The organism is Citrobacter sp. 172116965 (assembly GCF_013458095.1).
GTDB classification, from domain to species: Bacteria; Pseudomonadota; Gammaproteobacteria; order Enterobacterales; family Enterobacteriaceae; genus Citrobacter; species Citrobacter braakii.
Genome location: NZ_CP046673.1, coordinates 674,113 through 699,538 on the forward strand (window position 1 = coordinate 674,113; position 25,426 = coordinate 699,538).

Annotated in this window: 26 protein-coding genes and 3 pseudogenes; 16 read left to right on the forward strand and 13 right to left on the reverse strand. The window is 44.0% G+C overall.

The features are described 5' to 3' along the window. Positions 1-35: 35 nt before the first annotated feature. Complete coding sequence (locus tag GPJ68_RS03290) at positions 36-461, forward strand: hypothetical protein (protein WP_024623159.1); 426 nt, start codon at positions 36-38, stop codon at positions 459-461. A 53-nt stretch (positions 462-514) separates the two neighbouring features. Here GPJ68_RS03290 and GPJ68_RS03295 read toward each other — a convergent pair whose 3' ends face one another. The 5 genes from GPJ68_RS03295 to GPJ68_RS03310 all read right to left on the reverse strand — a co-directional run bounded on the left by GPJ68_RS03295 (position 515) and on the right by GPJ68_RS03310 (position 3,408). Further along, the gene (locus GPJ68_RS03295; protein ID WP_032709744.1) at positions 515-829 is read right to left on the reverse strand and encodes a hypothetical protein; all 315 of its coding nucleotides are present in this window, start codon (positions 827-829) and stop codon (positions 515-517) included. Between the two features lie 18 nt (positions 830-847). Next, positions 848-1,234: a hypothetical protein gene (locus GPJ68_RS03300; protein WP_001078959.1), complete on the reverse strand. Its 387-nt coding sequence runs from the start codon at positions 1,232-1,234 to the stop codon at positions 848-850. A 41-nt stretch (positions 1,235-1,275) separates the two neighbouring features. Beyond that, a complete protein-coding gene (locus GPJ68_RS25055) occupies positions 1,276-1,548 on the reverse strand; it encodes a hypothetical protein (protein ID WP_007666384.1) in 273 nt (90 codons plus the stop codon). A gap of 224 nt (positions 1,549-1,772) precedes the next feature. Beyond that, positions 1,773-3,002, reverse strand: a complete 1,230-nt coding sequence (locus tag GPJ68_RS03305) for a relaxase/mobilization nuclease domain-containing protein (protein ID WP_180837120.1) — start codon at positions 3,000-3,002, stop codon at positions 1,773-1,775. Beyond that, positions 2,971-3,408, reverse strand: a complete 438-nt coding sequence (locus GPJ68_RS03310) for a hypothetical protein (RefSeq protein WP_153926992.1) — start codon at positions 3,406-3,408, stop codon at positions 2,971-2,973. The genes GPJ68_RS03305 and GPJ68_RS03310 overlap by 32 nt, the downstream gene beginning before the upstream one ends. A 357-nt stretch (positions 3,409-3,765) precedes the next feature. Between GPJ68_RS03310 and GPJ68_RS03315 the strand changes: the two genes are divergently transcribed. Together GPJ68_RS03315 and GPJ68_RS03320 are read left to right on the forward strand one after the other, a co-directional pair. Next, positions 3,766-4,674, forward strand: coding sequence for a hypothetical protein (locus GPJ68_RS03315; RefSeq protein WP_024623163.1), 909 nt, complete (start codon positions 3,766-3,768; stop codon positions 4,672-4,674). 12 nt (positions 4,675-4,686) lie between these two features. Then, positions 4,687-5,295 (forward strand): hypothetical protein, encoded by a 609-nt coding sequence (locus GPJ68_RS03320; protein WP_049102081.1) that lies wholly within the window; start codon positions 4,687-4,689, stop codon positions 5,293-5,295. 162 nt (positions 5,296-5,457) lie between these two features. Here the strand turns inward: GPJ68_RS03320 and GPJ68_RS24950 are convergent, their stop codons facing one another. From GPJ68_RS24950 to GPJ68_RS03335, 3 genes are all read right to left on the reverse strand, one after another. After that, positions 5,458-6,447, reverse strand: coding sequence for a TOPRIM nucleotidyl transferase/hydrolase domain-containing protein (locus GPJ68_RS24950; RefSeq protein WP_219633471.1), 990 nt, complete (start codon positions 6,445-6,447; stop codon positions 5,458-5,460). Between the two features lie 91 nt (positions 6,448-6,538). Next, a complete protein-coding gene (locus GPJ68_RS03330; RefSeq protein ID WP_180837122.1) occupies positions 6,539-7,033 on the reverse strand; it encodes a hypothetical protein in 495 nt (164 codons plus the stop codon). 12 nt (positions 7,034-7,045) lie between these two features. Next, positions 7,046-8,044 (reverse strand): Abi family protein, encoded by a 999-nt coding sequence (locus tag GPJ68_RS03335; RefSeq protein WP_032709747.1) that lies wholly within the window; start codon positions 8,042-8,044, stop codon positions 7,046-7,048. An 801-nt stretch (positions 8,045-8,845) separates the two neighbouring features. Here GPJ68_RS03335 and hxsD point away from each other — a divergent pair. From hxsD to hxsA, 4 genes are read left to right on the forward strand one after another with little or no spacing between them, the layout of a single operon-like run. After that, the gene (gene hxsD, locus GPJ68_RS03340; protein ID WP_023339487.1) at positions 8,846-9,121 is read left to right on the forward strand and encodes a His-Xaa-Ser system protein HxsD; all 276 of its coding nucleotides are present in this window, start codon (positions 8,846-8,848) and stop codon (positions 9,119-9,121) included. Further along, complete coding sequence (gene hxsB, locus GPJ68_RS03345; RefSeq protein WP_180837123.1) at positions 9,118-10,506, forward strand: His-Xaa-Ser system radical SAM maturase HxsB; 1,389 nt, start codon at positions 9,118-9,120, stop codon at positions 10,504-10,506. The genes hxsD and hxsB overlap by 4 nt, the downstream gene beginning before the upstream one ends. After that, entirely contained in the window at positions 10,499-11,611 is a 1,113-nt protein-coding gene (gene hxsC / locus GPJ68_RS03350; protein WP_024623166.1) for a His-Xaa-Ser system radical SAM maturase HxsC, read from the forward strand. The genes hxsB and hxsC overlap by 8 nt, the downstream gene beginning before the upstream one ends. After that, positions 11,608-12,288, forward strand: a complete 681-nt coding sequence (hxsA, locus tag GPJ68_RS03355) for a His-Xaa-Ser repeat protein HxsA (protein WP_074442377.1) — start codon at positions 11,608-11,610, stop codon at positions 12,286-12,288. The genes hxsC and hxsA overlap by 4 nt, the downstream gene beginning before the upstream one ends. 127 nt (positions 12,289-12,415) lie before the next feature. Here hxsA and GPJ68_RS03360 read toward each other — a convergent pair. Then, positions 12,416-13,147, reverse strand: a pseudogene (locus GPJ68_RS03360) (IS3 family transposase); the annotation flags it as partial. An 82-nt stretch (positions 13,148-13,229) separates the two neighbouring features. On the opposite strand from GPJ68_RS03360, the gene GPJ68_RS03365 reads away from it, so the two are divergent. From GPJ68_RS03365 to GPJ68_RS03375, 3 genes are read left to right on the forward strand one after another with little or no spacing between them, the layout of a single operon-like run. Next, the gene (locus GPJ68_RS03365; protein ID WP_003031976.1) at positions 13,230-13,634 is read left to right on the forward strand and encodes a transposase; all 405 of its coding nucleotides are present in this window, start codon (positions 13,230-13,232) and stop codon (positions 13,632-13,634) included. Further along, a complete protein-coding gene (gene tnpB / locus GPJ68_RS03370; protein WP_021563201.1) occupies positions 13,631-13,978 on the forward strand; it encodes an IS66 family insertion sequence element accessory protein TnpB in 348 nt (115 codons plus the stop codon). Before GPJ68_RS03365 ends, tnpB begins: the two co-directional genes overlap by 4 nt. Before the next feature lie 48 nt (positions 13,979-14,026). Beyond that, a complete protein-coding gene (locus tag GPJ68_RS03375; protein ID WP_004201219.1) occupies positions 14,027-15,565 on the forward strand; it encodes an IS66-like element ISKpn24 family transposase in 1,539 nt (512 codons plus the stop codon). A gap of 32 nt (positions 15,566-15,597) precedes the next feature. On the opposite strand, the pseudogene GPJ68_RS03380 reads toward GPJ68_RS03375, so the two are convergent. Continuing rightward, positions 15,598-15,989 (reverse strand): annotated as a pseudogene (locus GPJ68_RS03380) (transposase); the annotation flags it as partial. Between the two features lie 77 nt (positions 15,990-16,066). Beyond that, a pseudogene (locus GPJ68_RS03385) lies at positions 16,067-16,795 on the reverse strand (phosphorothioated DNA-binding restriction endonuclease); the annotation flags it as partial. Between the two features lie 258 nt (positions 16,796-17,053). Here GPJ68_RS03385 and GPJ68_RS03390 point away from each other — a divergent pair. Genes GPJ68_RS03390 through GPJ68_RS03400 form a run of 3 tightly spaced genes read left to right on the forward strand, consistent with a single transcriptional unit; the run spans position 17,054 to position 18,327 of the window. Beyond that, positions 17,054-17,503, forward strand: a complete 450-nt coding sequence (locus GPJ68_RS03390) for an STM2901 family protein (RefSeq protein ID WP_172860604.1) — start codon at positions 17,054-17,056, stop codon at positions 17,501-17,503. Beyond that, a complete protein-coding gene (locus GPJ68_RS03395; protein WP_016155588.1) occupies positions 17,497-17,823 on the forward strand; it encodes a DUF1493 family protein in 327 nt (108 codons plus the stop codon). The genes GPJ68_RS03390 and GPJ68_RS03395 overlap by 7 nt, the downstream gene beginning before the upstream one ends. Positions 17,824-17,841: 18 nt before the next feature. Further along, entirely contained in the window at positions 17,842-18,327 is a 486-nt protein-coding gene (locus tag GPJ68_RS03400) for a type VI secretion system tube protein TssD (RefSeq protein ID WP_016151545.1), read from the forward strand. 57 nt (positions 18,328-18,384) lie between these two features. Here GPJ68_RS03400 and symE read toward each other — a convergent pair whose 3' ends face one another. Beyond that, positions 18,385-18,747, reverse strand: coding sequence for an endoribonuclease SymE (gene symE, locus GPJ68_RS03405; RefSeq protein WP_104652360.1), 363 nt, complete (start codon positions 18,745-18,747; stop codon positions 18,385-18,387). A gap of 778 nt (positions 18,748-19,525) precedes the next feature. Between symE and GPJ68_RS03410 the strand changes: the two genes are divergently transcribed. The 3 genes from GPJ68_RS03410 (at position 19,526) to pdxY (ending at position 23,219) form a co-directional block, all read left to right on the forward strand. Continuing rightward, positions 19,526-20,896: a tyrosine phenol-lyase gene (locus tag GPJ68_RS03410; protein ID WP_016155590.1), complete on the forward strand. Its 1,371-nt coding sequence runs from the start codon at positions 19,526-19,528 to the stop codon at positions 20,894-20,896. A 188-nt stretch (positions 20,897-21,084) separates the two neighbouring features. Then, the gene (locus GPJ68_RS03415; RefSeq protein ID WP_016151548.1) at positions 21,085-22,350 is read left to right on the forward strand and encodes an aromatic amino acid transporter; all 1,266 of its coding nucleotides are present in this window, start codon (positions 21,085-21,087) and stop codon (positions 22,348-22,350) included. A gap of 11 nt (positions 22,351-22,361) precedes the next feature. Next, positions 22,362-23,219, forward strand: coding sequence for a pyridoxal kinase PdxY (gene pdxY / locus GPJ68_RS03420; protein ID WP_180837125.1), 858 nt, complete (start codon positions 22,362-22,364; stop codon positions 23,217-23,219). A gap of 471 nt (positions 23,220-23,690) precedes the next feature. Here the strand turns inward: pdxY and GPJ68_RS03425 are convergent, their stop codons facing one another. Next, entirely contained in the window at positions 23,691-25,244 is a 1,554-nt protein-coding gene (locus GPJ68_RS03425; RefSeq protein WP_016151550.1) for an L-lactate permease, read from the reverse strand. Between the last annotated feature and the right edge of the window lie 182 nt (positions 25,245-25,426).

Below are 25,426 nucleotides of genomic sequence, written 5' to 3' on the forward strand. Positions count from 1 at the left end.
AGGAAGACTATTTAACTAATGCAAGGATGCATTTTATGGACAAGAACATTATCTATCCAGAGTTTACTCTGGAAGAGCAACTTATCATTATCGTCGATAAATATATCTCAAAACGATACCAGCCAGGTGATAAAAGTTTCTCATATCAACTTTACCTAATTTTTGTGGGATACCATTTAAAATATTTCTACCCTAAAAGGATTTATTCCAAATCCAATCGTAATATTGATAACATAATGACTATGTTTAGCTCGGTATACAAAAGTCTGACAAGCAATCTTCTACAACGATTAAATAACAAGGAAGGAGTTATTAGGGAACTAAACTCGCTTGTTAATTACATAGATAACAATCAAGAAAAAGCAGAGGAAATCTATGCTACTGTCAGAGCACAATATGAAATGAAAGTAATTGAGAAAGAGTTAACCCATGAAGTTCGCGTAAGAACCGTCAGGTTATAGGCAATAAAAAGCCCCTAAGCAGGGGCTAAAAAAAGACTTAGTGATACAGGCTACTACTGAACTTCTTTCCAGATACCATCTGCTTTCACAAGCTTAACAGGCTTTGTCTGTTTCATATTACTAATAGAGGCATCGACAATGCAGTTATAAACATTGTTTGCTTCTTCTGTGCAGCTAACTTTCTTCACATAATCGATTCTTAAAAGATCCTTTTCTGAAACTCTTGAATCAAAAGCTTTCATATTGGCATTTGATTTATCTACAACACTTTTGAAAGCATTGTATATATCGTCTTGCGATGGTTCACTGTTACATGCGGTTAGAAGAAATGAGGTAAGAATAACTGTGAGGATTGAGTATATTTTCATTTTCTTATCCAAAAATAATTAATTAAGAATACCAGTTTTGGTGTTGTTGTTATCAGAGGAGAAAGTCCATTTACTAACGGTCTCTCCCTTGAAGTCGATCTCAAGAGTTTTAGACTGAGTCTGAGAACCGCCAGTAAACAGCCCCACAACAGGAATGAAAGTCGTTGCATTGAACTGATTGTTAGACATGAAATATTTCCATTGCTCATTTCCGTCATCAAGTGTGGTTCTTGTATCAGGCTCACCTAACTTAGTGAGTAATTCCGTCTTAGTTGTTTTGTTTTTAATGATCTTTGACTGGAGGCTTTGTGGTGTTTCGTTTTTAAGGTTCTGGTTCCCTGATGTTGAACAGCCAGAAAGCAGGAAGACAATAATAAAAAAAGAGGACGTTATAAATCGGTTCATTTACTTTCTCATTTTATGTTTGCGGTTGTGTGAAATTAATTTCACCGTATAAAAACAACTCTGTCTGCATACATTCTTTTGATTTTATAGATAAGAATAATGATGCTTACGAAAAACGTAATGACTGATACAAGAGTGCTGCCGGTCCACGAAAATGCTAACCACGCGAGACCAAATGCCACGAATTGAAACAGGAATGCCACACTGAGCGGGCTTTCACCGTAAGCGACCTTTGCATGACAGCCTTTGCAAATCCGCACACCATGAGGACTTTGTGTAAAGCAGAACGGGCACTTTATTGTTTCGTTTTCCATAGCTATCCCAATCTGGAAGATTAAATGGTGCGTTTACAGAGATTCTCGATGACCGACTCGCTTTAGTAAAATTGCTTGTACCGATCGATGGTTGTTACTTGATAGGTGTTATCTATCATAACTAGTTTATCGATCTGTAATAACGATCAATATTTTCTTGACTAAACACAAATCTATTACTAGAGAATAGAGTGTGGTTACGAAAAGTGTTTACAACTAGCTGTCTATAAACGGATTTTTCTCGCCTTGTTTAAAGGTTTCATTGCGGAGATATTTGAGAAGGTCATATGGGTTTTGTGAAGAATGCTCTTCCCATAGCTTCTGAGAAGCTCTGCGAGCCTTCTGAGAAATGGAATCCAGCCGATAAGCCTGAGATGCTTTTGCTGTTGTACTGAGTTTTTTTGAAGAATCTTTTCTACGATTTCGTTTCTTCTGTCTTCTTTGAGTCGTAGTTCGAGTTCAGCAATTTTTTCACTGATACTTTCCTTTCTCTCAGTGTTTTTCAAAACTGTTGCAGGAGCAGGAGCAGGAGCAGGAGCAGGAGCAGGAGCAGGAGCAGGAGCAGGAGCAGGAGCAGGAGCAGGAGCAGGAGCAGGAGCAGGAGCAGGAGCAGGAGCAGGAGCAAGGGGGTCTTTTGGTGGTATGCCGGTTCGCATAGCTTCTAAGTGGTCGGGGTCGTAGTTAAGCCGATTACTGAGATTTGCCCAAGAATAGCTTTTACCCAATTGCGAAGCTTTGAAAGCAATATCGCGGTAAGAAAATGAGAAGCCGTTCATTTTCCCGGTAGAAGCGACATTCGCCGTCCAGCCGACTTCTGCTTCTTCCAGCCTCTTGATAAAAGTTAAAAGATCAGGTGTATCTGCCAAACTTTTATCAATTATCTGTTGGAGAGCTTCTTTGGGGGAGGGAAGGCCAGTTCGTTCTGATAACATCTGTTCGTTGCGAGAGATTCTCTTCCGCTTTGGTTTTGTATTTGAGAGGGATGATGCTGCCTTGGTCACTGTAAGAGCATGATCGATTTCGAGTTCAGTGATGATCCTAGTACTGATAAGGTTCTCATTCCTGCCAAGGTAAAGCTTACCACCGAGCATGTCGATTCTGCTTGCGATAATGTGGATATGCTGGCCTCCGTCGTCATGAAGCACATAGCAACGAAGATGAGTATCACTGAACCCCATCCTCTTCATATAGTCGTCAGCTATGGTTACCCATTGGTCATTCGATAATGATTCACCATCAGGTAAGCGAAGTGAGTTGTGCCAAACCGGTTTCTGAACATCTGGCCGAAGCTGTTTTGTGTCATTGAATTCGAAAATCAGTTCAAGAACAGATCCACTTAACATGTTACCGCCAATTACGACTGGATCGCTTTTATGATGTGCTCCCGGTTGCAATACATAACGAACAACACCAGCGAATCTCTTACCCCTCTTGATCTTCCGCATACCCTTCACGATATATACTCCCAACATCAGTTCTTAGAAGGTTATTGCGAAGCTCTACGAGTAGTCGCTTCACTGCGAAAAGCTCTGTATGAGTAAGCTGGCTATCTTTGCTCTTACCATCGATATGGATCGCAACTCGATTTAGCTTTTGTGATATGTCAGTTAAAGCTTTCCAGGCTTCGGTATTGATAGTTGGTATAACAGGAGGTGATTTTTGAAGTAATACCATACGGAGCCATTCACCTTTACTGTATATTTTACGCTGAGAGTTGAGTATATCTAATTCTTTTTCATTCAACCTTACACTAATACAGTGAGTTCTCAAACTTGTAATGCTTTTAGTCTCAATATCCTTATCTTTTTTATCAAAGTGAAATTTTCCATTACTGCTTTTATTATTTTTATCTTGTCTCATTATATAAACTCCTTTTTATATTTTCAATAATCCTAATTAATTGTGATGATAATATAAAGTATAGTTTAAATAATAGCTTGTCAATAATGTGTAATTAATTATACTTAGTAATGATTTCGAATTAAGCACATAATTATTTTCATAGTATGTTATTCACAATAGAGACATATCACAGCAATCGATAAGGTTAGTACAAGTAAAAATGTTTACCATTGATCTTAATGATGTTATAAATAATCCTCTGGATGAAAATTGACATACTTTGATCGAAAAAGACTACGCAATATTTCTCGTTGGTAATTATTAGCTTGCTTATTGTTGTGTTTATCAAGCTATGACCTTCTACAAGGATATATAATGTACTCATTAGCCCCTTACTTTATCCGTTGCTACAACAAGAATAATGAATCGAAAAATGTTGAAGAACGTTACGATTTTTTGAACAGAATAGGCCAGTATGATTTATTCTCTTTACTCGAACAATTTATGTTGTTGCATAAAGATTTTGAAAAAATTGACGATAGCAAAGAAACATATAAGTTTCATCATGTCACTTCGAAACCTAAAGAAAGATTCATTTCGGGCTGGATGAGTTTAGGCCATTATGGTATTAAAAATGATATTATTAATACTGATGATAATCAATTAGCTTTCTCTAAGGAAGAAAATCATGCTGATGTCAAAAACTATTATTTCCGGTTTTATATTCCTTTAGAGTCAAGAAAGGGTATCTGTCTATTATATGCTTATAAGAAGGATGGTATAAAATCGATTTTCCAGACAGAGTTCTCTAAGTTTTTCAATGCCATGACAAATAAAAACATTCAAATAAATCCACTTACATATGATAAAGCCGTGCTTCCCTGGCTGGAAGCCGAAACAAAAGAAATAAGAGTTATTGGATTTACTGCCCCCAGGTCTATTGAAGATAGTATTTCATCGCTTGGTGACATTGATAGAGAATATGTTTTAAAACCGAAAAAGAATGGTACCTTTGGTAAATTTAAAAAGTTCAAAAATAAAGGGAGTGAGCAAGGCAAACTGATCGAGATGTTGAGTGAAGAATCAACTCAAATTAAAGTTAAAGTTGTTATGGAAGGGGGAACTAAAACTTTCAATGTTGGGAAATCAGAAAGAAGCACTATGTGCCAAATTGAGATTGATTTAGAAAAGGTTAAAGTAATTGCGGGTAATCCTGAGTTTGACTCATTGGATTCCTGGGCATCTGATTTAATAAAAGACTTACGTAAACAAATTGGTCTATAAAGGGCTTCTATAATGAGTAATAAAATTAACATATTATGTATTGTGAAAGCACACTTCAATACATTGAAAGATATTTCAAAGAAAGGAATATCAAAGTTAGATATTACTACGTTTATTATTATGCCAATATCACTGTCTCTCTTTTCGGCTTATAAAAACTTCAATCTTAATAAAGACCTTGATTCCCTTTTAGTGAATTTTGGAGCTATTTTTACGGCTTTATTGCTTTCTGTTATTGTATTGATTTATGATCAAGAGAATAGAACTATAGAAAAGGTTAGAAATAATGCCGATAGTGTTGGTGAGGTTTCTCAAAATAAATTACTTTTATTGAAGGAACTATATCATAACATTTCTTATGCGATTCTATGCTCACTCGCCTTGGTAGTTTTAACTTTTATACATTCAACTCTTCCTCCAGTGACTCCAGAAATAATAGATAACAGCCGGGTTTTTATAGATTACAAAATTAGAGGTTTTAGTATAAACTTTAGTTTTACATTTACATGGGCAACAACAATAATATCTCCATTGATAATATTTGTAACTGCAAATATCGTCCTTACAATAGTAATGATAGTAAAACGGCTCTATCTCATTTTGATAAATAATACAAACTGAAATTTTCCATTTTGATGAAGATTGAAAAAAAATATCGAATGGTGAAAAGGATAAATAATATTATTACTGCTTATTTCTTTTTCAATCGAAGAGCGGAAAAAGCAAGACGACCAAAAGAAGCTCCGCTTCTTTTGGTTAGCTCTTGCTTTTATTATGAGTTTTTTATTTTTTTATATATTTGCTTTTGCTGCAAAGCAGTAGGGCTTTATCAAAAACATCCTTAATTTCGTGAGGGATTTTATCAATAGGTAATTTAAATGCCATCATTTTAGCAAACTTAACCTTATCAAATTTCTCTTTTTTCTTTGAAAATAATACTTTGCTTATGCTTCTTGCAAAATCCTTAGACTGCTCTATATCATCTTTGATAATATCTTCACCGTTAGGGTGTAATGCATTTAAGACCGTCAGCGATGTCTCTAGATCAAATAAATCCTCGAATGCACCATGCGCAATATAAATTAATCTATATTTGTCTAGTTTGTCAGTTATAATCCTCTGGATTTCTTCTTTTTCTTTAACTGCATCAGAGTCAAGTAAGCAAACCATTTTAAGATCTGGATATTTTTCCTTAAATGATAAAAAGTCACTAAGTACTTTTTGTTTCGATTTACAATTATATACTTTTATTTTTTTTGCTTTAAGGTTTATGTCAGCTCTTAATGCTATTATAGGTATAAATATTTCCTCGCTCTCACCTTCTACAAGAATTAGACAATCTGGTCTATTTGCACTATTTATTGTTTTTTCGAAATTGTTTATTTCTTCTATTACATTTTCCATAAACGAGCTAACATACTGCTCGAAATAGAAAAGACCAACAATTTTATGAAGTTCTTTGTTCTCGCAAAGAAGTTTTATTCTGACAGCATCCTTTGGTATTTTAACATCGCTTAACTCCCCGCAACACGGACAAATGAATGTGTCATTTAATTCCCCTTCGTACTTTTCAGAATCTATTTCTATTTTAGAAATTTCATCTCTATGAGTTTTGAAGTATTCATTTTCGAATGTTTTATTCCATCCTATACCTTGTAATAAATGATGGTCTATGTAATAAAATCCATTATTAAGTATTGGTGGGATATTTATTAGGTTCAGAGTTTCACTAAACTTCGGGTTTAAAATACCGTTCAATTCCATCAGTTCCATCTCTATTTTCTTTTGATATCGGTCAAAGAAAATAAATAATTCTTCCAATGGTGGTATATTTATTATGTTAAATATGAGGCCCAGTATTTCTTTATTTTTTTTGGGGTCTTAAACTTACAGGAATCATTTGTATTGCTTTAACTATGATTTGATTTGATTCTGGTGCAAGTTTCTCAATAACCTTGTCAAGATCTGATTCTAGAATGGAATTATTAATGTTATATTTTTCTTGTAATAGCTCAACATCTCTTTCATTTTTTTCCTGACCTGAACTTAACCAAAGAAAGAAAGAATAGGGAGTTGTTTCTATATGCCAAGTAAATTCATAGTTGTATTCAGGTAAATAAAAATCATAAAGAGAATCAATTACTAATTTCCATAGGCTCTTATAAATATAGTGTTTGTCGGTAATTAAAAAGCTTTCTTTAATACCATCAAAATCTTCTACTATAAGTCCTAACATATGGTCAATATTGTTTTTGTAATAACGGTTTTGGGTTGTGTCTAATATTTGGTTTATTATGCGAAATAGATCTGGGGTAAAGATTTTTTTTAGATCTATATAATCGTTTAATATCTGGTTCATACTCTACCCTTATTATAATAATGTTACTTTTTTTGCAATGTAAAACTTTCCTTTGTCATTTCTTATCACGAATGGTTCAAAGGTAACTATATCGCCAACTTTAAGTGGGCCTATTTTTATTCTAATTTCGTTATCCATTCTAAATTTTATCTTTTTATCGTCGGAATCTCTTAATTTATTGTTTTTAATATATGTTGCATTAGAGTTGACAGATGTCACTTCCCCTTTGAAAATTGTTTCTTTTCTATTTGCTTTTACAAATTCTGGAATGTCGATGACGCTGACTTTTGTAATGTCTGTTATTAGTTTTGTATAATTATCTATTGTAGAGGTTTTGCATAAATCCTCTAATAAAACTTTACCTTCAATTAATTCTATAAGTTTTAAGTTATCAATGTGTATGCTTTTTGCTACTTCAAGACATGATTTATAATTATCAATGACTTTATTTATTAGTCCGTCTTGGTTTAATGCATTTTTATCTTTCCATATGACTTCGTGGTGGGATATTCTATTTCTGAGTATATTTACTACTGATATGTTTTTATATATTTCCCCAATTGATAAATCTGTATCTGGAAATATATCATCTTTATATGTCGGCCATAGTTGTAGCGAGCCTTCGTTCGATTCATTGTGTTCTTGTGAGCAAATATTTGCCCAAAATCCAAACGGAAGTAATGCAATTAAATCGTCAGTAGTGTAATTGTTTTTTTTATGACATTTGCCGTATGCGTATTCAATCTGTTTCCTAGATTCATTATTTTCATCAAGACTTCGAAAGTAGGATATAAAACCCTCACCACTCAAGGTTGGTTTTTTTTCATTGATTGTATTCATAATAGAATTTCTTAATGAAACTTCAATTATATGAATGATTGAATTGAATACATTGCTTAATTTTTGATTCCAAATGTATAGACCAAGGCATTGCTCTTCTGTAGTTGCATTGAAGTATGTTTTATAAACATTTAATCTCTTTGGTGATATTAATTTTACAATATTATCCATTACACTTCCCTTCAAGTATTGATTGAATGTTTTTTGAACGATATATAAAAATTTGTGCATCTACTATATATCTTTTTTTGCTGGTATGTATATGTTTGTAAGGGGTTTTGCTGTAACTAAGGTCACTATCTAAACAGACGTTTGGAATTCCGCAGTGGTTGTACCTTTTGGATTGCATATTAGACATCCATACTTCCAGATGTCCACGCATGGGTTTAAAATGTGATGTGTTGACATAAGTGCTATTACATTTAAACCATTCAAAGCTTTACGATATTTAAGTTTCGTTACTCAACAATGTCTTTTCTCCCTACTTGACATCGTAAGGAGTTTCACATATGATGTATCTACACCACAGGATTTAAGGTGTATCAAAGTTGATAGGGCTACGTCCCGAATTTTTCATGAAAAGCCTCTTATGAGGCTTTTCGATTTTCTGTATCTATTATTAGCTCTTCTGACTTCCTTGTACAGCTAAGTCTATCTTTCTGCAAATCCTAAACTTCCCCGGCACTATTCGTTTAAATACGATTGCAACATTCAATCATTTCTTGTAACTCATGCGTGTATCACAGCCAATGAAGTGATTTTTTTGTCATGATTTTCAATTAACTATGTTCAGTAAAGTAATGCTGCATCATGTGAGTGCTTGATTCGATTAATTTCTAGTTGAACTGAATCTCAGAATTTTGACATACTCAGTAACATGTTTTGAAAGGTGTTATATCATTAATCTATAAGAAAAATCCCTAAATGGAATAAGTTTCTTTCCGTTATTATTTCTTTTGTAAGGTAATGGCGATGTGGGAAAAGATATTACAAAAAAATCTTTATTCTGAATGGGTTATCCGAAACACCCTATACTGGATGACTCCTGTAAGTCCATGGAAACTTGAAGAAAACACATCCTCGTGGATTATCTTCTTTGAGATAGAAGATCCTGAATGTGAGTTTGAATTCGAAAGGCTGTTAAACGATTTTAGCCTGCGTGAGAAACTTCACCATCAAACTGGTCAGTTGCGTGATGCCATTATCAGCAAGGTTCTCCGAAGCATAGATGACAGGCTTGCAAAATGAGACTCATGCCTTTTAACTTCGACAGGATGCCTGACGGCCGGGTATTCATCAGCAACCTCGCTGGCTTTCATCATTTTGTAGGTGAGCAAGAATTTTTCGATCTCGTAAACGGTCATATCAGCCTGGAGCAGTCCTCATCGCTTGAAAGCAAACTTTTCGTTTGCGGAGAGGAATCTTCATCTGTTACCCCTCATGCACTAAGTTCGGCTTTTGCCAAACGACTCATGAATGAACTGGCGGTCAGGCCAATCTTCATGATTGTACCTACTCTTCGTTGTGATCATACTTGCAAATATTGCCAGGTCAGTAGGGCATCGGTCACAGCTTATGGTTATGATCTCAATCCTGAACTGATACCGCAAATTGTCAACACTATAAAGAAACTGGGTACACCTCCCTATAAAATAGAAGTACAGGGCGGTGAAGCACTTCTCCGGTTCGATCTTGTCCAGTCAATCTATCACGAGTGCGAGATTTCATTGGGTAGTGGTGCTTTCGAAATGGTAATAGCTACAAGTCTGTCATTACTCGATGAAAGCATCCTCTCATGGGTTAAAGAGCGGAATATCACCTTCTCTGTCTCTCTTGATGGGAATGAAGCCGTCCATAACAAGAATCGCCTTCTTACTGACTTTCAGGCTCACAACAAAGCAGTAACAGGTATTCGGAAAATCACAGAAGAGCTTGGAGCAAACCGGGTTGCAACTGTCACCACTGTTACTAAGGAACTGACAAAGGAGCCAGCTTCCATAGTAGATGCTCATCTGTCTCTGGGTCTTACAGACATGTTTATCAGGCCTGTTAGCCCTTATGGGTTTGCTCAGAAGCAGAGCTTCACTTTTTCAATGCCAGAGTATTTTGCTTTTTATAAAGAGTTGATGCAGGAAGTGTTGATTCAGAATGAAAAGGGAATACCTGTCATTGAGCACTCGGCTGCTATTCATCTCAAGCGAATTTTCAATCCAGGCTTCAGTGGTTATGCTGATCTAAAATCGCCAAGCGGAGTCGTGCTGAACTGCATCCTGTTCAATTATGACGGTAAAGTCTACGGTAGTGATGAAAGTCGTATGCTTCAGAAAGTAAACCCGGAAGCAGATTTCAGTGCAGGAGAGTTTGCCTCACTCTCATTTATTAGCAACGAATTCTACCGTTCCGCTCTCTCATCTTCATTTAACTTCGCCATGCCAGGTTGTGACACCTGTGCATACCAGCCTTTCTGTGGAGCAGATCCTTGCCAGAACATTAGTGTTCATGGCGAACCTGTTGGTGACAAGAGTCGTTCTACTTTCTGCCAGTATCACAAAGGTATGTTCCGCTTCCTTCTGAATGAAATCTCTCAGGATGGACCGATGGCAAAGATGCTTAAAGGGTGGGTTTATGTCTGAGGTGCTGAGAAACGACATTTTCAGATTTACGGCAGATCTGCCAGTTCAGCAAGGTTTCTATCGCTTGTGCAAATCTAAGCCCGAAAATCCTCAATTCTATCTGCCAAATTTACTGGTCAGTGAAACTGAACTCGATTCCAGACTTCCTGCATATTTTGCAGACTACGTTGTGAGCACTAATCTTTTCAATTCCATAGAAGATGGTGATATAGGGATTGTTAACAACGGAAACATGATTAGGGTGATTTTGTCACGGAGAGCAAACCATAACACTGTTCTGGTAACTGAAAGGTGCAATAACAGTTGCCTTTTTTGTTCTCAGCCTCCTAAGACAGGAAACGATGACTGGCTTCTTAACCAGTCAGCACTTGCCATCGCCTCTTTCTCCCTGAATGGTGTAGTAGGAGTGAGTGGGGGAGAACCTCTACTGTATGGCGAAGATTTCCTGCAATTTCTGGACTTCATAATCGAAAACTCACCTGAGACAGCTTTGCATGTTTTGACAAATGGACGAAAGTTTGCAGATGTCAGTTTTACTGAACAGATGAAAGAGCGAAGCGAAAAGCTCAAAATAACTTTCGGTATTCCGCTTTATTCTTCAAGGTCGTCAGTTCATGACTATCTGGTTGGAAGCGAGGGGGCATTTGATGAGACAGTTAGGGGGCTTATCAATGCCGGTAACTCAGGAATCAACATTGAGTTAAGAATCATTCCTACACTGGCTAACTATATGGAACTGGACAAAATCATAGAGTTCGCTGGTCGCGTGTTCTCCAATATCAACCAGATTTCTCTTATGGGGTTAGAATCCATTGGCTGGGCACGTAAAAACTGGTCATCAATCTTCATTGAGCATGATAGCTATAGTGAGAAAATTCTCTCTGCCATAGGAACAGCACAAAGGTCAGGTATCCCCCTGACAATCTTCAATTACCCATTGTGCCATCTTCCTGAAAGAGCTTGGAGATTTGCTACTCAGTCAATTTCTGACTGGAAAAATTACTATCCCAAAGAATGTGATGAATGTACTCAGAAGTCTTACTGTGCTGGTTATTTCAGTTCATCAAAAGGCCGTTTTCATCAACCACCGAGACCAATTTTATGAAAAAATTTAATTTCGCTGCTCTGCTTCCGGGATTTTTAGCACTCAATAATTCTGTATGGGCAAGTGATTCTTCCACTGGAGCGAGTGATTTGCCAGGCATGACTCTTAATGAGCATGATTTAGTCATAGCTCCACTTAACACGGAAGTACCTTTCTACATTGCAGGGCACCGTAGTCATAGCTCCCATCGAAGCCATAGTTCTCATAGATCTTCGTCTGGTGGTGGGTACTATGGTGGAAGCACTCCTTATTATCCTAAAACATACAGTTCACCAAGCTCATCAGGTTCATCCAGTTCAGGGACAAGTTCGTCATCGTCTTCTTCATCTATTCGTTCGCTTCGCTCTAATGACATGGATACCTCTACGACCACAAACTCTAATGGAACGAATGGAACGAATGGAACGAATGGAACGAATGGAACGAATGGAACGAATGGAAATAACCGTTCAAGTAGTGGGGTGGCTTCTGATACTGAAAAGCGTAAACGTTTAATCATGCGAGTACAGTTTGCGTTACTCGATAAGGGGTTCTATAACGGCAATATAGACGGAAGCATGGGACCTGCGACACGAACTGCTATCAAGAATTACAGAATTGCAAACGGACTCCCCACACCGGCAAGGGAAACCTTGGATACACAGTTGCTAAATTCATTGAATATATTGGCTCGATAAGACATTTTTATGAACTTGCACACTTACAATTTCACTCTTACACAGTAAAAATACAAAAGGCTATATAATGTCAGTGAGTTATAATATTTACAGGATGCCATGTAAGCTCTTTGTAAATAGACCCGTTTTAGTTCCATGCATTTTTTGAGATCCCGGCCAAATAATGGTGCTGTCGGTATTCCTCCGGTGTCATATTGTTCAGTGATTCATGCGGGCGTTCACAGTTATATTCTGACAACCATTTCTCCGTGATTTCCCGCACTTCATTCAGCGTTCTGAACAGATAAAAATCGAGTATTTCTGTACGGTATGTCCGGTTAAAGCGCTCAATGAAAGCGTTCTGCGTAGGCTTACCTGGCTGGATAAACTCCAGTTTTACTGCATGTTTCTCTGCCCATTCAGCCAGTGCCAGAGAGATAAATTCCGGACCATTATCCATGCGCAGCATGACCGGATAGCCGCGATTTGCCGCAATCCTGTCGAGTACACGGACCACTCGCTGAGCTGGCAGATTCAGATCGATTTCAATCGACAACGCCTCACGGTTAAAGTCATCAACGACATTGAACGTGCGAAAACGACGGCCACAGATCAGGGCATCATGCATAAAGTCGACAGACCAGCTCTGGTTCAGCGCTTCAGGTGTGGCCAGTGGCGAGGGATTACGCACCGGCAACCGCTGTTTGCCCTTACGACGAAAGTTCAGCTTCAGCAGACAGTAAATACGGTGGATCCTTTTGCGATTCCACGGGTGTCCCTGCCGCCTCAGAACCTGAAAAAGTTTCGGAAAACCGTATCGTGGATATCGCTCTGCCACTGCCTGCAACGTGACAATAACGGGTTCGTCACGCGTGGTGTCCGTAAGCGTCGTCTCAGCACCGTCTGGCAGATCCTGAAATTCCTGAGAGGATAATGGACACCAAATATGGTGGACGCTATCCATGAAATCATTAACCGCAGTGCGTAAAAAAAGCCCTAATTATCCCGTTGAGTTCAAAATCAAAATGGTTGAACTCTCGCATCGACCAGAGATCTCCGTAGCGCAACTCGCTCGTGAGCATGGGATCAACGATAATTTGCTGTTCAAGTGGCGCCAGTACTGGCGCGAAGGAAAACTACGTCCTCCTTCAACAACAGAAAACAACGTGCCTGAGCTGCTCCCGATAACACTTGATGCCGAAGATGTTGTCCCTGCAACCTCCCCCCGGTCACAACCTGTAGCTGCTGCGGCACCTGAATCACTCAATATCAGCTGTGAAGTGACGTTCCGGCACGGATCACTCCGTCTGAATGGTGCCATCAGCGAAAATATCCTGAACCTGCTGATACGGGAGCTCAAACGTTGATCCCATTACCATCAGGGACAAAGATCTGGCTGGTCGCTGGCATCACCGATATGAGAAACGGCTTCAACGGCCTGGCGGCAAAGGTGCAGACGATGCTGAAAGACGATCCGATGTCAGGTCACGTTTTTATCTTCCGTGGGCGTAATGGCAGTCAGGTAAAGCTCCTCTGGTCTACCGGCGATGGACTGTGTCTGCTGACCAAACGGCTGGAGCGCGGCCGCTTCGCCTGGCCGTCAGCCCGGGATGGCAAAGTGTTCCTCACACCGGCACAGCTGGCGATGCTCCTTGAAGGTATCGACTGGCGGCAGCCTAAAAGACTGCTTACGTCACTGACTATGTTGTAGGCCTCTTTATCCTGGTCGACGCTGAATGAGCCTGGTAATATACCCGGTATGAACAGCTTACTTCCTGACGATATCGATGAACTGAAACGTCTCCTTGCCGAACAGGAGGCGCTGAACCGTGCCCTTCTGGAAAAGCTGAACGAGCGTGAACGCGAAATAGATCACCTGCAGGCGCAACTGGATAAGCTGCGCCGGATGAACTTCGGCAGCCGCTCCGAAAAAGTCTCCCGCCGTATCGCGAAGATGGAAGCCGACCTTAAGCAGTTGCAGAAAGAAAGCGATACCCTTACCGGCCGGGTGGATGACCCGGCCGTGCAGCGCCCGCTGCGGCAGACCCGTACCCGCAAACCGTTCCCTGAATCACTTCCCCGTGACGAAAAACGGCTGCTGCCGGCAGCGTCATGCTGCCCGGAATGTGGTGGTGCGCTGAGTTACCTGGGTGAAGATGCCGCCGAACAGCTGGAGCTGATGCGCAGCGCCTTCCGGGTTATCCGGACAGTACGTGAAAAGCATGCCTGTACTCAGTGCGATGCCATCGTGCAGGCCCCCGCGCCTTCACGGCCCATCGAGCGGGGTATCGCAGGACCGGGGCTGCTGGCCCGCGTGCTGAGTTCAAAGTATGCAGAGCACACCCCGCTGTACCGCCAGTCTGAAATATACGGCCGCCAGGGTGTGGAGCTGAGCCGCTCACTGCTGTCGGGCTGGGTGGATGCGTGTTGCCGGCTACTGTCACCGCTGGAAGGGGCGCTTCAGGACTATGTGCTGACTGACGGTAAGCTCCATGCTGATGACACGCCTGTCCCGGTGCTGTTGCCAGGTAATAAGAAAACGAAGACCGGGCGGTTGTGGACGTACGTTCGTGACGACCGTAACGCCGGGTCAGAGCTGGCGCCGGCAGTGTGGTTCGCTTACAGCCCGGACAGAAAAGGTATCCACCCGCAGAGCCATCTCGCTGGCTTCAGCGGTGTTCTGCAGGCGGATGCGTACGCCGGGTTCAACGAACTGTACCGCAATGGACAGATAACGGAAGCTGCCTGCTGGGCTCATGCCCGCCGCAAGATCCACGATGTGCACGTTCGCACCCCGTCAGCGCTGACGGAGGAAGCCCTGAAACGGATCGGTGAGTTATATGCCATCGAGGCGGAAATAAGGGGGATGCCGGCGAAGCGACGCCTTGCAGAACGTCAGCAAAAAGCTAAACCGCGGCTGAAATCCCTGGAAAGCTGGCTGCGTGAAAAGGTGAAAACGCTGTCGCGACACTCAGAACTGGCGAAAGCGTTCACGTACGTACTGAACCAGTGGCCGGCGCTGGCTTACTATACTGACGACGGCTGGGCCGAGGCAGATAACAACATAGCTGAGAATGCGCTACGGATGGTCAGCCTGGGCCGCAAAAACTACCTGTTCTTCGGTTCGGATCATGGAGGAGAGCGGGGAGCGCTGCTGTACAGCCTGATCGGGACATGCAAACTGAACGGAGTGGAGCCAGAAAGCTACCTTCGCCATGTGCTTGATGTTATAGCTGACTGGCCGATAAACCGGGTCAGCGAACTACTCCCCTGGCGCGTAGCACTGCCAACTGAATAACACATCCCCGTCAATACGGTTCTCGCTGCACGCTTACTGGTGTCCGGACGGTAATGGTAAACCGTTCTGCTCAGGTTCAGACTCCGGCAGGCCTGACGGATACTGAGTCCGAACGTCGTTATCAGATGAGTGACCAGCGCACGCTTACAGGCTGGTTTTAAAGCTTTTTTTCGATAACGTCTTTCAGCGCCCGGTTCTCAAGGCTCAGGTCGGCAAACATCTGTTTGAGACGTCGGTTCTCGTCCTCAAGATCCTTGATCTTTTTAATATCAGAAGCCTCCATGCCGCCGTATCTGGACTTCCAGTTGTAGTAGGTGGCTTCAGAGATACCGGCCTCCCGGCAGACATCTTTAACAGTTCGTCCGGCTTCAACCGACTTAATCACAGCGATGATCTGATGCTCAGTAAAACGGGCTTTACGCATAGCGATCTCCTTCGTTGGCAGATTGATTATGCCGGATGATCTCTAAATGTGAATGGCACGATTATGCGGGATGTTTACACCTGAACCCGCATACTCTCATCCAGCCCAATCGAACCTTTATCAAAAGCTTTATGGTGGATTGCACACAGCGCCAGTCCGTTTGAAATCTCGCACGGGCCACCATGCTGTTTCCATTTGATATGGGCCGCTTCAAGCGCAACTGAAGTGCTGTCGTGGCGCATATTGAAGCCACAAATGGCGCATTCATAGTTATAAGCACGCAGAACCTGCTGGCGGAACAACGGGTCCCGCTGTTTGCGGATTTGCAGGATATCAAACCCCAGTTCATCCGCGATTTCTTCCTGAATGCTTTCGGTGAAGTGCGCTTCGAGGATTTGCTGGGCCAGGGCGTTGATGAGGTTCTTGTTCTTTTTCAGCAGGGCAAAATGTTGTTCATCAAAGCCTCCGGCAACGTTATGCGTCACCAGTTCTCCGGCAGGGGGCTGTTTACTGCTGCCGGATGTTGAGCACTGCTCGGCGTTTTGTAGCTCCCAGAACCCATCGCCCTGTAAGCGCCAGAAGGGCATATCCGGGCGGTACTGCGCGCGCTGTGGTCCAAATCGTTCCAGCAGGCTATGCAACGGGTCGCGAACCTCCGAACCGTAGTCAAACAGGCGACCGTGACCCTGCTGATAACCCGCCAGCACATGAAGCAGCAGCAAAGGTTTGTGCGGCGCACGCTGCTCGCCTTTACGCCAGATGGTGATGTCGGCAATTGCCTGCTGCAGGGTTTTACTGGAAGTCATTGATTTCATTATCAGGTAAATAATTGCGATGATGCTCGCAAAATATCACCTGATCAAGCAAAGACGGGTTGATGCGCTATCGACGTCACTTATTGGTATCAATTTGATAAAGCACTATGCGTGGCATGTTGTCTGACATCAACGACATCACTTTTATGTTTTCTGAAAAACACATATGCCACGGCAGTTACCGTTCCCCCACCAGGGTACGCAGGAGTACGATAAGCATGCAAATTATTGCATATCGAAGGATCTCTAGTGGACACAGTAGAGGAACTCAACGGAACATACTTTTATAAAGGGGTCTGTAACATTTCTGCAGGTGAGCTATTTTTCTGGATTTTTCTCGACAAAATTGATGAACAATTTGGGGGAATTAAAGATGTGGTAGAAATGTCATGTATCATTCTTGGGCTACCATTGTTGAAAACACGGGGTAAGCCATATGGGGCAACACAAGGCACATCAATTGCCTCCAAATATTCTCGTGAGTTTCTTAACGTAACATTGTCCGTCAGGCTTCCTACCATCACCAATGCCAGTATCAAATATTTAAAACCAATGATGACTAACAATCTGGGGGCATTCGTTGGACGAACAATTCCTGTGATTGGTTGGGCATTACTCGCAAGTGATGTCGCCCAAATTGTCTATAAAACGGTGAATACCTACAACACCATTGCCAGAGAGGAAGATCGCGTATGGTGACGGATAACGAGGTATTAGAATTTTTTCGGGGAGAGTTATCTCTCGCGGTAACGTTTACTTTCAAGCCTATCCCGATTGAACTTGATACGCCGCTGCAAGGTTACGCTGAATGGGATGAATTACCGTATGCCATTGATGATTTTGGAGAGAAATATAACGTTGATGTTTCTGTGATTGATTTCGAGGCCTATTACCCGTGGGAAAGAGAATCGGTCTATCGAAAATGGTTTACCAAAGAACCCATCAAGCAAGTGTCAAAACCGCTTACTGTGCGTATGTTCGCAGAATCAGCCAGAGCAGGCCGCTGGTTATATGATTGATTACAAGGAGGGTTGAAAATGGCTGTACCCGTTCATTTATTTTTAAAAGACGATGGTGGCGCGATGATTCGTGGAGGCTCGGATGTCCAGGGACGTGAAGGCAGTATTGAGTTACGTGGTTTAACACATAACCTTAGCATTCCAACCGATGGTGCCACTGGAAAGCTAACCGGCACACGCCAACATGGCCCATTTCTTTTTGACAAAGAGATCGATTCCTCCAGCCCATACCTTTACAAAGCAGTTGCGACAGGTCAGACACTTCAAAGTGCGGAACTTAAGTTCTATCACATAAACGACGCAGGCCAGGAAGTGGAATATTTTAATACCCTGCTTGAAGGTGTAAAAGTTGTATCAGTGACACCAATCGTGCATGACACACGTACGGTAACGGGAACCGGGCATTTGGAAAGCGTACAACTGCGCTATGAAAAAATCACCTGGTGTATTGTAGATGGCAATATTCAATATACCGACGCCTGGAACGAACGTACTACGGCATAACAAAGATGACGCAATACATCCTAATAAAGGCGCCCACAGGCGCCTTTAGCAAGACCGTTACCCCTTCGACCCTTTCCCCGCAATCACCCCGATAAACTCCAGCACCTGCTTTTGCTTACGCGCGGAGAGCTTTTCCACGGCGCGCAGGGATTTCATCAGTTCTGACTCTTCGGGTTCGGGCGTGCGGGCGGTTAACACAATGCAGCCTTGCATGACGCGCACATCGATGCGGGTGCCGGTGTCGAATCCGGCGGCTTTAAGCCACTGGCCCTTCATCACGATGGACGGAAACTGGACGTACTTCACCGGCGAACGGCTGTAATCAGGATAACCGCTCGCATAACCCACCTTCAGGCAACGGTTATCTGCGACGTACACTTCTGGATCAAATGAAACTGCAATACAATGCGTATCAGTCATGGTGACTATTCTCCGATAATAGTTACTGCGATTAGCGATGCGGAGGTGTTGGCGCACCTTCGCATCGCGCTAATAAAACCCCTGTAAATTACCCCAGTAATTGGCGGGAAGTCCAGATGTAAATAAGATGAAATAAGCGCGATTAGCACGCTTTCGGAATAAATAGAAATCCTCTCTATCCCAATAAACATAGTATTATTCACAGTATAAATTCATTCCTGTCCCATCCTCCTGATACCTGCCATTTCCAGAAAATAACGCCCATCTGTATCAGGCCAAAAATGCGATCTAACTCACTGAAGCAAATAGCAAACTCTGAAACAAAGCCGTTTTGTACACTTTGCTTTACACTTTTAGTGATGTGAATCACAAATATAAACTCGTGAAGTGATCCGACTCTCACAAAATGGGGTGTACTCATTCAGCAATACAGTATGAGCACAGCCTGGAAAGTTAAGTTTTCAGTATTTCCCCTCTCCACGGGGGCACCATCGCAAATGGCAAATCAACACGCAAAAAAAAACTTGTTGAATATGAACGGGTAAAAAAACGACGTGTGATTTGCATCACCTACATTTACAGCTTTTTAAATTATTGCCAGTGATTAATGTTGACCAGGCTATTTCCATAATCAATTAAATCTTGCATAGTGCCTCCACATTATTTCTCCCCCTGACTCAGGAGGCGAATAGTTATATTTCATCAGACTTTATTGATGAACCAGGTATGCTTTACTTCACATTAATACGTACATGACCACTGTTACTGGAGAAACAAAATGAATTATCCGGCAGAACCCTTCCGTATTAAAAGCGTTGAAACTGTATCTATGATCCCGCGTGATGAACGCCTTAAGAAAATGCAGGAAGCGGGATACAATACTTTCCTGTTAAATTCGAAAGATATTTATATTGACCTGCTGACAGACAGTGGCACCAACGCAATGAGCGACAAGCAGTGGGCCGGAATGATGATGGGTGATGAAGCCTACGCGGGCAGCGAAAACTTCTATCATCTGGAAAGAACCGTGCAGGAACTGTTTGGCTTTAAACATATTGTTCCTACTCACCAGGGGCGCGGCGCAGAAAACCTGTTATCGCAGCTGGCAATTAAACCGGGGCAATATGTTGCCGGGAATATGTATTTCACTACCACCCGTTATCACCAGGAAAAAAATGGTGCGGTGTTTGTCGATATCGTTCGTGACGAAGCGCACGATGCCGGTCTGAATATTGCTTTTAAAGGTGATATCGATCTTAAAAAATTACAAAAGCTGATTGATGAAAAAGGCGCCGAGAATATTGCCTATATTTGCCTGGCAGTCACGGTTAACCTCGCAGGCGGGCAGCCGGTCTCCATGGCTAACATGCGCGCGGTGCGTGAACTGACTGCAGCACACGGCATTAAAGTGTTCTACGACGCTACCCGCTGCGTAGAAAACGCCTACTTTATCAAAGAGCAAGAGCAGGGCTTTGAGAACAAGAGCATCGCAGAGATCGTGCATGAGATGTTCAGCTACGCCGACGGTTGTACCATGAGTGGTAAAAAAGACTGTCTGGTGAATATCGGCGGCTTCCTGTGCATGAACGATGACGAAATGTTCTCTTCTGCCAAAGAGTTAGTCGTTGTCTACGAAGGCATGCCATCTTACGGCGGCCTGGCCGGACGCGACATGGAAGCTATGGCGATTGGTCTGCGCGAAGCCATGCAGTATGAGTACATCGAGCACCGCGTGAAGCAGGTTCGCTATTTGGGCGACAAGCTGAAAGCCGCTGGTGTACCGATTGTTGAACCGGTGGGCGGTCACGCGGTATTCCTTGATGCGCGTCGCTTCTGCGAGCATCTGACGCAGGACGAGTTCCCGGCGCAAAGCCTGGCTGCCAGTATCTATGTGGAAACCGGCGTACGTAGTATGGAGCGCGGAATTATCTCTGCGGGCCGTAATAACGTGACCGGTGAACACCACAGGCCGAAACTGGAAACCGTGCGTCTGACTATTCCACGCCGCGTTTATACTTACGCGCATATGGATGTAGTGGCTGACGGTATTATTAAACTTTACCAGCACAAAGAAGATATTCGCGGGCTGAAGTTTATTTACGAGCCGAAGCAGCTCCGTTTCTTTACTGCACGCTTTGACTATATCTAAATAATAATTATGGCCCCATCTCAGGATGGGGCTTTTTTGTATTTCTTTTCCATGAACAGGAAGCCTTTGCGGTGCCCGTTACCGTGACATAACTACAAAAGTAAACCCTGACTCCGACATTTTTATTATCCGCATGATGTACAAATGACAGCTGTAATTATAACGAATAGTCTACAGGAACATTTATCATGGATATTAATGCCATTGAGCGACAGAGTAGTACCCCCGGACTGATTAGCGGAACCATGTTGGTTATCGCGACCGTAGTGGGTGGAGGGATGTTTTCCCTGCCGATTGCGATGGCTGGCGTATGGTTCCCCGGTGCGTCAGTTATTCTTCTGTTTATCGCCATCATGATGTTATTAACCGGTCTGATGCTGGTCGAAGTTAATCTGCATTATGGCGCCGGTGCCAGTTTTAATACCTTTACTCAGGATTTATTAGGCCGAAAGTGGAATATTGTGGTCGGTATCGCTTTCGGCTTTGTGCTGTATATTCTGACCTATGCCTATATCTCTGGTTCGTCGGCGGTGATGGCGCAAACCGTGTTCAAATACAGCGGCGTGCGCTTTCCGGCGAATATCTCGGTGGTGATCGTCAGTATGCTGGTCGGGGCGATTGCCTGGTACAGCTCCTTGTTGGTTGGACGTATTACTACCGTGTTGATCATCGGTAAGTTTATCGCGTTCTTTGCCACCTTCTCTGGCCTGGTGGGTCATATCGAAGTGGCGAAACTCGTCGACAGCGTGGCGGTGGCGCTGCCCAATTCGCAGTACCTGCCGTATATCCTGATGACGTTGCCGTTCTGCATTATCTCGTTTGGTTTTCACGGTAACGTGCCGAGCCTGGTTAAGCTGTATGGCACGAGCGGGATCTCAAATATTACGCGTTCGATTATCATCGGCACGCTGTTTGCCCTGCTGCTGTATATCTTCTGGCTGGGCGTCACGATGGGCAACATCAGCCGTTCCTCATTCCCGCCAATTATCGCCAAAGGCGGCAATATCGACGTGTTTGTCGAGGCTATCAGCGGGCTGTTCACCAGCCGTTATATGGATCTGATCCTGACCTTCTTCGGCAACTTTGCGGTAGCCAGTTCCCTGCTGGCGGCGACGCTTGGCCTGTTCGATTACATCGCCGACCTGTTTCACTTCCCGGATGACGGCATGGGGCGCCTGAAAACCGCGCTGGTGACCTACTTCCCGCCAGCCGCCGTGTGCTTCTTCTTCCCGAACGGGTTTGTCCACGCCATTGGTTACGCCGGTCTGGCCTTTACCATCTGGAGCGTGATCCTGCCGCCGTTCCTGGTGAAAGCGGCGCGGAAACGTTTTCCGACCGCCAGCTATACCGCGCCGTGTAATAACACCGTGCTCAATCTGGTCATTGTCTGTGGGGCGGTTGTCTATCTGACGGTTGTTCTGGACGTATTTGGTCTGCTGCCAACGTTTCGCTAGACGGAGTCAAAATGAAAAACGTGTTGTCTGTTCAGTCGTCAGTCGTTTATGGCTATGCCGGAAATAAAGCCGCCGTGTTGCCGATGCAGCTCTCGGGGATCGATGTCTGGCCGTTTTACACCGTACAGTTTTCCAACCACACCCAGTACGGGATGTGGCAGGGCATGGCGATGCCGCACGGCGAGCTGAGCGCCATCATCAGCGGGCTGGATGATCTGCAAAAACTGGCGCAATGCGATGCCGTGCTGTCCGGGTATCTCGGGGACAAACGCCATTGCGAAGAGGTGAAGCTCGCGGTCACCACCATTCGCCAGCGTAATCCGCAGGCGCTCTATTTTTGCGATCCGGTGATGGGCGACCCGCAAAAAGGCTGCATCGTCGCGCAGGGCGTGGAGTCCTTTTTTGTCGATGACGCCATTCAACTGGCTGATGTGATGGGGCCGAATCTCTATGAGCTGGGCGTGCTGACGGGCAGACAACTACGTAGTTTTGACGAGGTGGTGGAAGCGGCGCAGCAGCTGGTGGCGTGGGGCGTGAAGAAGGTGCTGGTGAAACATCTCGGCGACTGCTCGCGCGACAAACAGGCGTTTGAAATGCTGCTGGTGACGGCGGAACAGACATTACACATCGCCCGGCCGCTGTATACCTTTGCCAAAATGCCGGTGGGCGTTGGGGATCTGATTTGCAGCGTGATGCTGGCTTCACTGCTCAACGGTTATGAGGACAAGCAGGCGCTGGAGCGGACCACCAGTGTCGTCGACGTGGTGATGCGGCTGACGAAAGAGCACGACTCGTATGAACTGCGGCTGATAGACGCGCGTCACCAGATAATGGAGCCGCAAATTCGCTATCTGGCAACGGTGCTGTAGCGCCGCAAGGAGGCTCTATGTTTCTGACACTGCTACGATTTCAGCATCCGCTGATCTACCGTTTTGCATGGCTTCGTCTGTGGGTCAGGGTGTTAAGAGCGTGTGGGCTGCGTAAGTGAAAGGGGAGAACATTTTTCTCTGCTGCCGGATGCGGCGCTTGCGCCTTATCCGGCCTACAAATGAGCGTGAAACGTAGGCCCGATACGCGAAGCGCCATCAGGCATTAGCGCCAGGCATTACACGCGGAAGTAGCGTGGTGGGATCAACGCGGAAAAGGCGTCGAACTTCTTCACCATCTTTTTCCAGAACAACATAACAACAATCCTCGATTTGAAACATCGGCGCTATTTTAGTCAGCGCCGACAAATCGTAAAGCCAGTCGCTTCGTTTCGATCCTGAAGCGGTGTAAACCTTTTTGGTCACCGCGTCGTCAAATACGGTTGCCGTGAATTTGACGGGGTTGACAATGGATTACGCCATAAACCAGTAATAAAAGAGACCGACTTTCAGGCCAAGGATCACAATGTAGGCGCAGCAGTATTTCATGGTGCCAGACATTATCTGGTTGGCCTGTCCGTCCATTTTGGTGGCTGAAACCGCAATGGCGATACTCTGCGGCGAAATCATTTTCCCCCCCGTTGCGCCAGAAGTATTCGCCGCCGCGAGCCAGTTGGGATCGATATGCAGTTTACTGGCGGCAATGGTTTGCAGTTTGCCGAACAAAATATTCGAGTTGGTATCGCTGCCGGTAACAAACGTGCCCAGCGCGCCAATCACTGGGGCGAGGAAGACGTAGGAACTGCCGGTCAGATCGACAATCGACTGGGCCAGCGTGGAGATAATCCCGCTGAGATCCATCACCGTGGCCAGCGCGACAATCGCCATAATCGCCACAATGGAATTTTTAAGCTGGAAAATGGTTTTGATAAACACTTCCAGCATCCCGCGCGCGGACGCTCCCTGAATAAAACCGCCGATAAGGGTCGCAAAGATGATCAGCATCCCCGGCGTGGTCACCCATTCAACTTTCAGCGCCAGCGTGTTGCCGTCGGCGAGCGTGAAATGCAGCACCGAGGCCAGTTGGGACGCCGCGCCTTTGATCGTCGGGAACAGCGGTGAGCACAGCAGGATAAAAACAAAAATAAACAGATAGATAGAGCCTACGCGGAACAACACTTTTGCCGAGCGCGGCGTGGTTTCGCGGGTATGGCTGACCTCAATGCGCCACTCGGGATCGGTTTTCCCTTTGCGCAGGCGGCTGACCATCGCCACGGCAAACAGGCTGACCAGGCTACCGGCAAAGGCGGGCAATTCCGCGCCAAGATGAATGGCGACAAAATATTGCGGAACCAGCGTGGTGATGCCGCAAATCAGCGTGATCAGAAATACGCCACGAATGGCTTTCAGGCCGCCGCCAATAATGCAGACAATGACAAACGGCAGCAGGATATTAAACAGCGCGAGCTGCAGAATAATGGTTCCGCCTAAGGTATACACCGGCAGATTAACCTGTTCCGCCAGAATAGAAACCGGGATCCCGACCGCGCCGAACGCGGTGGGAACGGTATTCGCCACGAGAGAAGCGATCGCCGCCTTCAGCGGGTTGAATCCCAGCGCAATAAGAATGCCGATCGGAATGGCGACCGCCGTGCCATAACCTGCCGCGGCTTCAAGGAATCCGCCGAAGCACCATGAAATCAGTAGCACCTGAATACGCTTATCTTCGCTAATGCTGGCGAGAATATCGCGCAGAATATCCAGCGCTTTGGTTGCCTGCATGACGTTATAACTGAAGATGGCGCCGAGGATCACAATCACAATCGGCCATAACCCTTTCAGGGCGCCATAGCCTATCGCGGCTTTCAGATTCTGTACGGGCATTTCCCAGAATATGGCCGACAGCGCGGCAGTGAATACCAAAGAGATCAACACGGAATAATGGATGGGCATTTTCAATTTCAATATTAAAAATACCATCAGTAGTAAAGGAGAGAGTGCCAGGGCAAACATAAAATATTCGTTCATTGCTATTCCTGATTGGTTCATTAAACCTGATTTATATTTATGGTGGGGAGGCTACATTGCTGGGTTAATAAAGTATGTAAACTGAATCGCTTCAGTGAATAAAGTAATTATGATTTGTAGTTTTGTAACTATTGTAATCTTTTAATTAAAATCCAATGCCAGGCAAATATACTTAAGAGTAA

Excerpts from the sequence above, each read along its gene's own strand:
- GPJ68_RS03290 (WP_024623159.1), top strand. The coding sequence starts at position 36 with ATGGACAAGAACATTATCTATCCAGAGTTTACTCTGGAAGAGCAACTT.
- GPJ68_RS03295 (WP_032709744.1), bottom strand. The coding sequence starts at position 829 with ATGAAAATATACTCAATCCTCACAGTTATTCTTACCTCATTTCTTCTA.
- GPJ68_RS03300 (WP_001078959.1), bottom strand. The coding sequence starts at position 1,234 with ATGAACCGATTTATAACGTCCTCTTTTTTTATTATTGTCTTCCTGCTT.
- GPJ68_RS25055 (WP_007666384.1), bottom strand. The coding sequence starts at position 1,548 with ATGGAAAACGAAACAATAAAGTGCCCGTTCTGCTTTACACAAAGTCCT.
- GPJ68_RS03310 (WP_153926992.1), bottom strand. The coding sequence starts at position 3,408 with ATGAGACAAGATAAAAATAATAAAAGCAGTAATGGAAAATTTCACTTT.
- GPJ68_RS03315 (WP_024623163.1), top strand. The coding sequence starts at position 3,766 with ATGTACTCATTAGCCCCTTACTTTATCCGTTGCTACAACAAGAATAAT.
- GPJ68_RS03320 (WP_049102081.1), top strand. The coding sequence starts at position 4,687 with ATGAGTAATAAAATTAACATATTATGTATTGTGAAAGCACACTTCAAT.
- GPJ68_RS24950 (WP_219633471.1), bottom strand. The coding sequence starts at position 6,447 with ATGGAACTGATGGAATTGAACGGTATTTTAAACCCGAAGTTTAGTGAA.
- GPJ68_RS03330 (WP_180837122.1), bottom strand. The coding sequence starts at position 7,033 with ATGAACCAGATATTAAACGATTATATAGATCTAAAAAAAATCTTTACC.
- GPJ68_RS03335 (WP_032709747.1), bottom strand. The coding sequence starts at position 8,044 with ATGGATAATATTGTAAAATTAATATCACCAAAGAGATTAAATGTTTAT.
- hxsD (WP_023339487.1), top strand. The coding sequence starts at position 8,846 with ATGTGGGAAAAGATATTACAAAAAAATCTTTATTCTGAATGGGTTATC.
- hxsB (WP_180837123.1), top strand. The coding sequence starts at position 9,118 with ATGAGACTCATGCCTTTTAACTTCGACAGGATGCCTGACGGCCGGGTA.
- hxsC (WP_024623166.1), top strand. The coding sequence starts at position 10,499 with ATGTCTGAGGTGCTGAGAAACGACATTTTCAGATTTACGGCAGATCTG.
- hxsA (WP_074442377.1), top strand. The coding sequence starts at position 11,608 with ATGAAAAAATTTAATTTCGCTGCTCTGCTTCCGGGATTTTTAGCACTC.
- GPJ68_RS03365 (WP_003031976.1), top strand. The coding sequence starts at position 13,230 with ATGAAATCATTAACCGCAGTGCGTAAAAAAAGCCCTAATTATCCCGTT.
- GPJ68_RS03375 (WP_004201219.1), top strand. The coding sequence starts at position 14,027 with ATGAACAGCTTACTTCCTGACGATATCGATGAACTGAAACGTCTCCTT.
- GPJ68_RS03395 (WP_016155588.1), top strand. The coding sequence starts at position 17,497 with ATGGTGACGGATAACGAGGTATTAGAATTTTTTCGGGGAGAGTTATCT.
- GPJ68_RS03400 (WP_016151545.1), top strand. The coding sequence starts at position 17,842 with ATGGCTGTACCCGTTCATTTATTTTTAAAAGACGATGGTGGCGCGATG.
- symE (WP_104652360.1), bottom strand. The coding sequence starts at position 18,747 with ATGACTGATACGCATTGTATTGCAGTTTCATTTGATCCAGAAGTGTAC.
- GPJ68_RS03410 (WP_016155590.1), top strand. The coding sequence starts at position 19,526 with ATGAATTATCCGGCAGAACCCTTCCGTATTAAAAGCGTTGAAACTGTA.
- GPJ68_RS03415 (WP_016151548.1), top strand. The coding sequence starts at position 21,085 with ATGGATATTAATGCCATTGAGCGACAGAGTAGTACCCCCGGACTGATT.
- pdxY (WP_180837125.1), top strand. The coding sequence starts at position 22,362 with ATGAAAAACGTGTTGTCTGTTCAGTCGTCAGTCGTTTATGGCTATGCC.
- GPJ68_RS03425 (WP_016151550.1), bottom strand. The coding sequence starts at position 25,244 with ATGAACGAATATTTTATGTTTGCCCTGGCACTCTCTCCTTTACTACTG.